Source organism: Corallococcus sp. CA041A (assembly GCF_003612075.1).
Lineage (GTDB): Bacteria > Myxococcota > Myxococcia > Myxococcales > Myxococcaceae > Corallococcus > Corallococcus exiguus.
On record NZ_RAWF01000442.1, the window covers coordinates 1 to 4,191 of the forward strand.

Consider the following 4,191-nt stretch of genomic DNA (forward strand, 5'->3'; position numbering starts at 1 on the left):
GGGGCCAGGAGGGGGCGGAGGCGGGGGCTGGACACGTGCCCCGTCTAACGGGTGCGTGAAGCGGATTCAAACGCTCAAGGGGCAGGCGGCGAACACGGGGATGGAGGCTTCCCCAATTACGCGTTGGAACCCCAGCACCCTTGTTGGTACAAGAGCCGAGCCGCGCGTCGGTGCGGCCGTGTGGGAGGCAGCAACTTGCGGGAGAAACTGAAGGCCTTGGCGGAGCTGCAGAAGGTTGACCTCGAGGTCGCCTCGCTCCGAAAGGCGGCGGACGTGCATCCCCGCCAGATTTCCGAGCTGGAGCGGGAGCTGGGGGTCGCGCGCAATGGCATCGAGGCCGAGCGGACACGCGTCGCCGACCTCGAGAAGCAGAAGGCCTTGCTCGAGCAGAACATCACGGACGAGAAGGACAAGGTGAAGAAGTGGGAAGCGCGCCTGTCCGACCAGCGCTCCACGCGTGAGTACTCGGCGCTCGCTCGCGAAATCGACATCGCGAAGAAGGGCATCCTCACCCAGTCCGAGGCACTGACTGAGAAGGTGAAGGAGCTGGGCCAGGCTCGCGAGGGCATCAAGGGCAAGGAGGCGGAATACGCCACCAAGCAGCAGGGCCTGTCGGGCCGGATGACGGACCTGCGCGGGAAGCTGGGCGAATCCGAGTCCCAGGTGAAGGGGCTGGAGGGGCGCCGCGCGGAAGTCGCCGCGAACGTGGATGCCAACCTGCTCCGCCGCTACGAGGTCATCCGCAAGAAGAAGCTGCCCGCGATGGTGGGCGTGGTGGCCGGCACCTGCCAGGGCTGCAACATGAACCTGCCCCCGCAGATGTACAACATGCTGCGCACCTCGCTGGGCACCGACGTGTGCCCCTCGTGCAACCGCATCATCTTCGCCGTGGAAGCGCTGAACGAGCCGAAGGACACCGCCGAGAAGTAGCGGCGGCGCATCACTTCGGTCCCCTTCCCCATGCCGACCCCTTCGCTCGTCGACGTCCTCCGTCACATCGCCCGTGAGGAGCCGTTGACGGCGACGGTGCGCGCCTTTCGCGGGCTCACCCGCGAACACCTGGGCCAGCTGTTGGACGAAGCAACCGACAAGCTGGGCGGCGGTCCGCGCGACGCCGGGGCGCCTGCGTCAGAGCCCGCCCCGCGGACGGAGCCTGAGTCCACCACGTCAGGAATCGAGATCGTGACGCCCGCCGCGGGTGGGGCGCTGAACCGCGTGCGCGTCTATTCGGACGGAGCGGCGCGAGGCAACCCGGGCCCTGCCGGCGCGGGAGCGGTGCTGACGAACGCCGAGGGCGCGGTGGTGGCGCGCCTGGGCAAGTTCCTGGGGCACCAGACGAACAACTACGCCGAGTACATGGGCCTGCTCATCGGCCTGCAGCACGCGAAGAGCCTGGGCGCCCGCGAGGTGGAGGTGTTCGCGGACAGCGAGCTGCTCATCCGCCAGCTGGGTGGGAAGTACCAGGTGAAGAGCCCCACGCTGAAGCCCTTGTTCCAGGAGGCGCAGAAGCTGCTGGCGACTTTCGGCAAGGTGAGGCTCGCCCACGTCCCCCGCGCGCAGAACGCGGAGGCGGACGAGATGAGCAACCGGGCCATTGACGAGCGGCTCTAGGGTTCTATCTCCAGTTCTCGTTCCCGCACCCTGAAGCAACCCTACGAGTTCTGTTCGTCCCCGCCTTCCATTGCACGCAAGCAGGCTACCGCCCCCTGCCCATGCGGCCGACTAAGAGGACAACACTCGATGCCAACAGCAGCATCCGGCGCTAAGATTCCGGGCAAGGAGAGCCACATGGCACGGAAGAAAAGCCCCAAAGCGGTGACCGTGAAAATCGTGGGCAAGAAACCGGCCACGCTCGGCGCCAGAAAGATCGGGGAGACGATTCGCATCAGCCAAGAGGTCACGAGTCGAGAGGGCTCGACCCCGGTTGTTCGATTCGAGACCACGACGGTCCAGAAACGCGCTCGAAACAGGAAGGCCAAGTCGCCCGACTGGATGGAGAACCCCCAGCTCCCGACCCAGCTCCTGACGGCGTTCAGCAAGGCTGTTGACCGGGCAAAGTCGGCGACGGCGAAGTAGCACCATGACCGTTCGCCCTGCGCCATGGTTCATGCTCGTCGGAGGGATCAATGGGGCCGGGAAGAGCACGATCTCTCAGAGCCCTGAGACGCTGCGCAGCCTCGTCGAGTTGTCGGATGCAGACAGTATCAAGATAATCAATCCGGACACGGTCACACGGGCTCTCATGGCAGAGGACCCGAGCCTCACGCAGCCCGAGGCGAACCGTCGCGCGGCCAATCAATGCGAAGAAGACGTCCGAACGCTCATCGAGAAGCGGCGGGCTCACTTCGTAATCGAGACAGTACTGGCGAGCGATAAGTACCGGAGCATCGTTCAGCGTGCGCTGGAACTCGAATGGAACATCCTTTTCGTATACGTAGCACTCCCCTCCGTGGAGGCTGCGCTCGAGCGGGTTCGAATTCGCGTAGCCCACGGGGGCCACGACGTGCCGGAGGAAAAGGTACGGAAGCGTTGGCCTGTTTCACTTCAGAACCTGGCGTGGTTCTGGCGGTCCGCAACCGCATGCATGCTCGTGCACAACGAGGACCAGCTGTCGTTGCTTGCAAGCAAGCAACAGGGAACCACGACAATATTCGAGGCGCCTCCGTGTCCGCATGCGGTTGGCCCGGTGCTGAAGGCCACCGCGGAAGCTTGCGGAGTTGTTCACCCACCGGCTACCGCGCAAGAGTAGCGGCAAGTGTGTCCATGGCTCGCACGTCCGACTTGCCCACGTTGAATCATCCATGGGTGCATGCAAAATGACACCTGCTGGGCAAACACTCCCGCACGTGAGCCCTCATACGCAGAACGCGGAGGCGGACGAGATGAGCAACCGGGCGATTGACGAGCGGATGTAGCCCGGAGCGCGGGCCTCACTCCTCGTCGCCGAAGTAGTCCAGGTCCAGCCGCTTCACCGTGTACGTGGCGACCTCGGTGACGCCGACGCCGCTGTCGATCATCAGCCGGGCGAGCTCGGTGCCATCGATGAGGACGATCTTCTTCTCGATGTGCTTCACGTAGTCGCGGGCCTCGCGGCTGAAGTCCGAGGTCGTGATGAGCACGCCCTTGCGAGCGCGTTGTCCTTCCAGGCTGCCAGCGAAGGCCTGGACCGTGGGGCGGCCGACGGTGCTGTTCCACCGCTTCGCCTGGATGTAGACGACGTCGAGTCCCAGGCGGTCTTCCTTAATGATGCCGTCGATGCCCTCGTCACCGCTCTGGCCGACGGCCTGGCCCGCGTCCTTGCGCGAGCCGCCGTAGCCCATGGCCACCAGGAGATCGACGACCAGCTTCTCGAAGAACCGGGGGTCGCAGGCCTTGATGCGCTCCAGCAGCTCCTCCGCGAGGCGCCGGCGCAGCTCCTGGTAGCTCTCTTCGAGGACCTCTTCGGGGGTCTCATTGGAGACCGGAAGCTCCGGGGCGGAGGGCGGTGCATCCGGAGCGTCGTGCTTGAGGGCCGCGAAGGCGGTGTACTCGGGGAACTGCTCCAGGAACTTCATGTCGATGCGCGTCGGCTTGCCCTGGAGGACCTGCTGACCACGCGGGGTGATGCGGAAGCGCCCGCGCCCGTTGGCCTCCACGAGTCCCGCCTTCTGCAGGTAGGTCTTCGCCCAACCGACGCGGTTGTGGAGCCGCCGCTGGCGGCCACTGGGGAGCAGCTCATTGCGCTCCTCCTCGGTGGCCTTGAACTCCACGGCGACGGCCTCCACGGCTTCGCCCAGCGTGTGGTCCTTGCCGTCCTGGGTGAGCCGGAGGACCGGGAGCATCGCGCTCTGGAAGTCAGGGATGGGCATGGTCAGGCGACCTTGGTCTCACGGCGCCGCTTTGTGCGCGGGCTAGGTTCGCCGTCAGTAGGCATATTGCGTTCTGCGCGGAGCCGCTGAAGCAGAGCCGAGGCGGGTTCGTCTGTTGGGTCCTGGGATACAAGCTCACCCCGGAATGCCTTGGTCATGATGGACGCCTCCAATCGAGGGATGCCCCCGACTGCACTTCGCGCGACCTCATCAATGGTAACCGTCCGGCCAGTGACGTGCCGGGACGCTTGAAGACAGGCCCCGACCGTGCTCGGCGAGCGCCGCGAGGAGTGAGCTGTTCAGGGACTGGGCTGGAGGGGTGACTCGGGCGGGTCGGCGGTGC

Annotated in this window: 5 protein-coding genes; 4 read left to right on the top strand and 1 reads right to left on the bottom strand. The window is 65.6% G+C overall.

Going from position 1 to position 4,191, the window contains the following annotated elements:
- Nucleotides 1–195 precede the first annotated feature (195 nt).
- From D7V77_RS40580 to D7V77_RS40595, 4 genes are all read left to right on the top strand, one after another.
- Entirely contained in the window at nucleotides 196–930 is a 735-nt protein-coding gene (locus D7V77_RS40580; RefSeq protein ID WP_120581532.1) for a zinc ribbon domain-containing protein, read from the top strand.
- Between the two features lie 30 nt (nucleotides 931–960).
- The gene (locus D7V77_RS40585; protein WP_120581533.1) at nucleotides 961–1,611 is read left to right on the top strand and encodes a ribonuclease HI family protein; all 651 of its coding nucleotides are present in this window, start codon (nucleotides 961–963) and stop codon (nucleotides 1,609–1,611) included.
- 177 nt (nucleotides 1,612–1,788) lie between these two features.
- Complete coding sequence (locus D7V77_RS40590; RefSeq protein ID WP_147452329.1) at nucleotides 1,789–2,076, top strand: hypothetical protein; 288 nt, start codon at nucleotides 1,789–1,791, stop codon at nucleotides 2,074–2,076.
- A 4-nt stretch (nucleotides 2,077–2,080) separates the two neighbouring features.
- The gene (locus D7V77_RS40595; RefSeq protein WP_120581535.1) at nucleotides 2,081–2,749 is read left to right on the top strand and encodes an AAA family ATPase; all 669 of its coding nucleotides are present in this window, start codon (nucleotides 2,081–2,083) and stop codon (nucleotides 2,747–2,749) included.
- Nucleotides 2,750–2,930: 181 nt separating this feature from the next.
- On the opposite strand, the gene D7V77_RS40600 is transcribed toward D7V77_RS40595, so the two are convergent.
- Nucleotides 2,931–3,848: a restriction endonuclease gene (locus D7V77_RS40600; RefSeq protein ID WP_120581536.1), complete on the bottom strand. Its 918-nt coding sequence runs from the start codon at nucleotides 3,846–3,848 to the stop codon at nucleotides 2,931–2,933.
- Nucleotides 3,849–4,191: the final 343 nt, after the last annotated feature.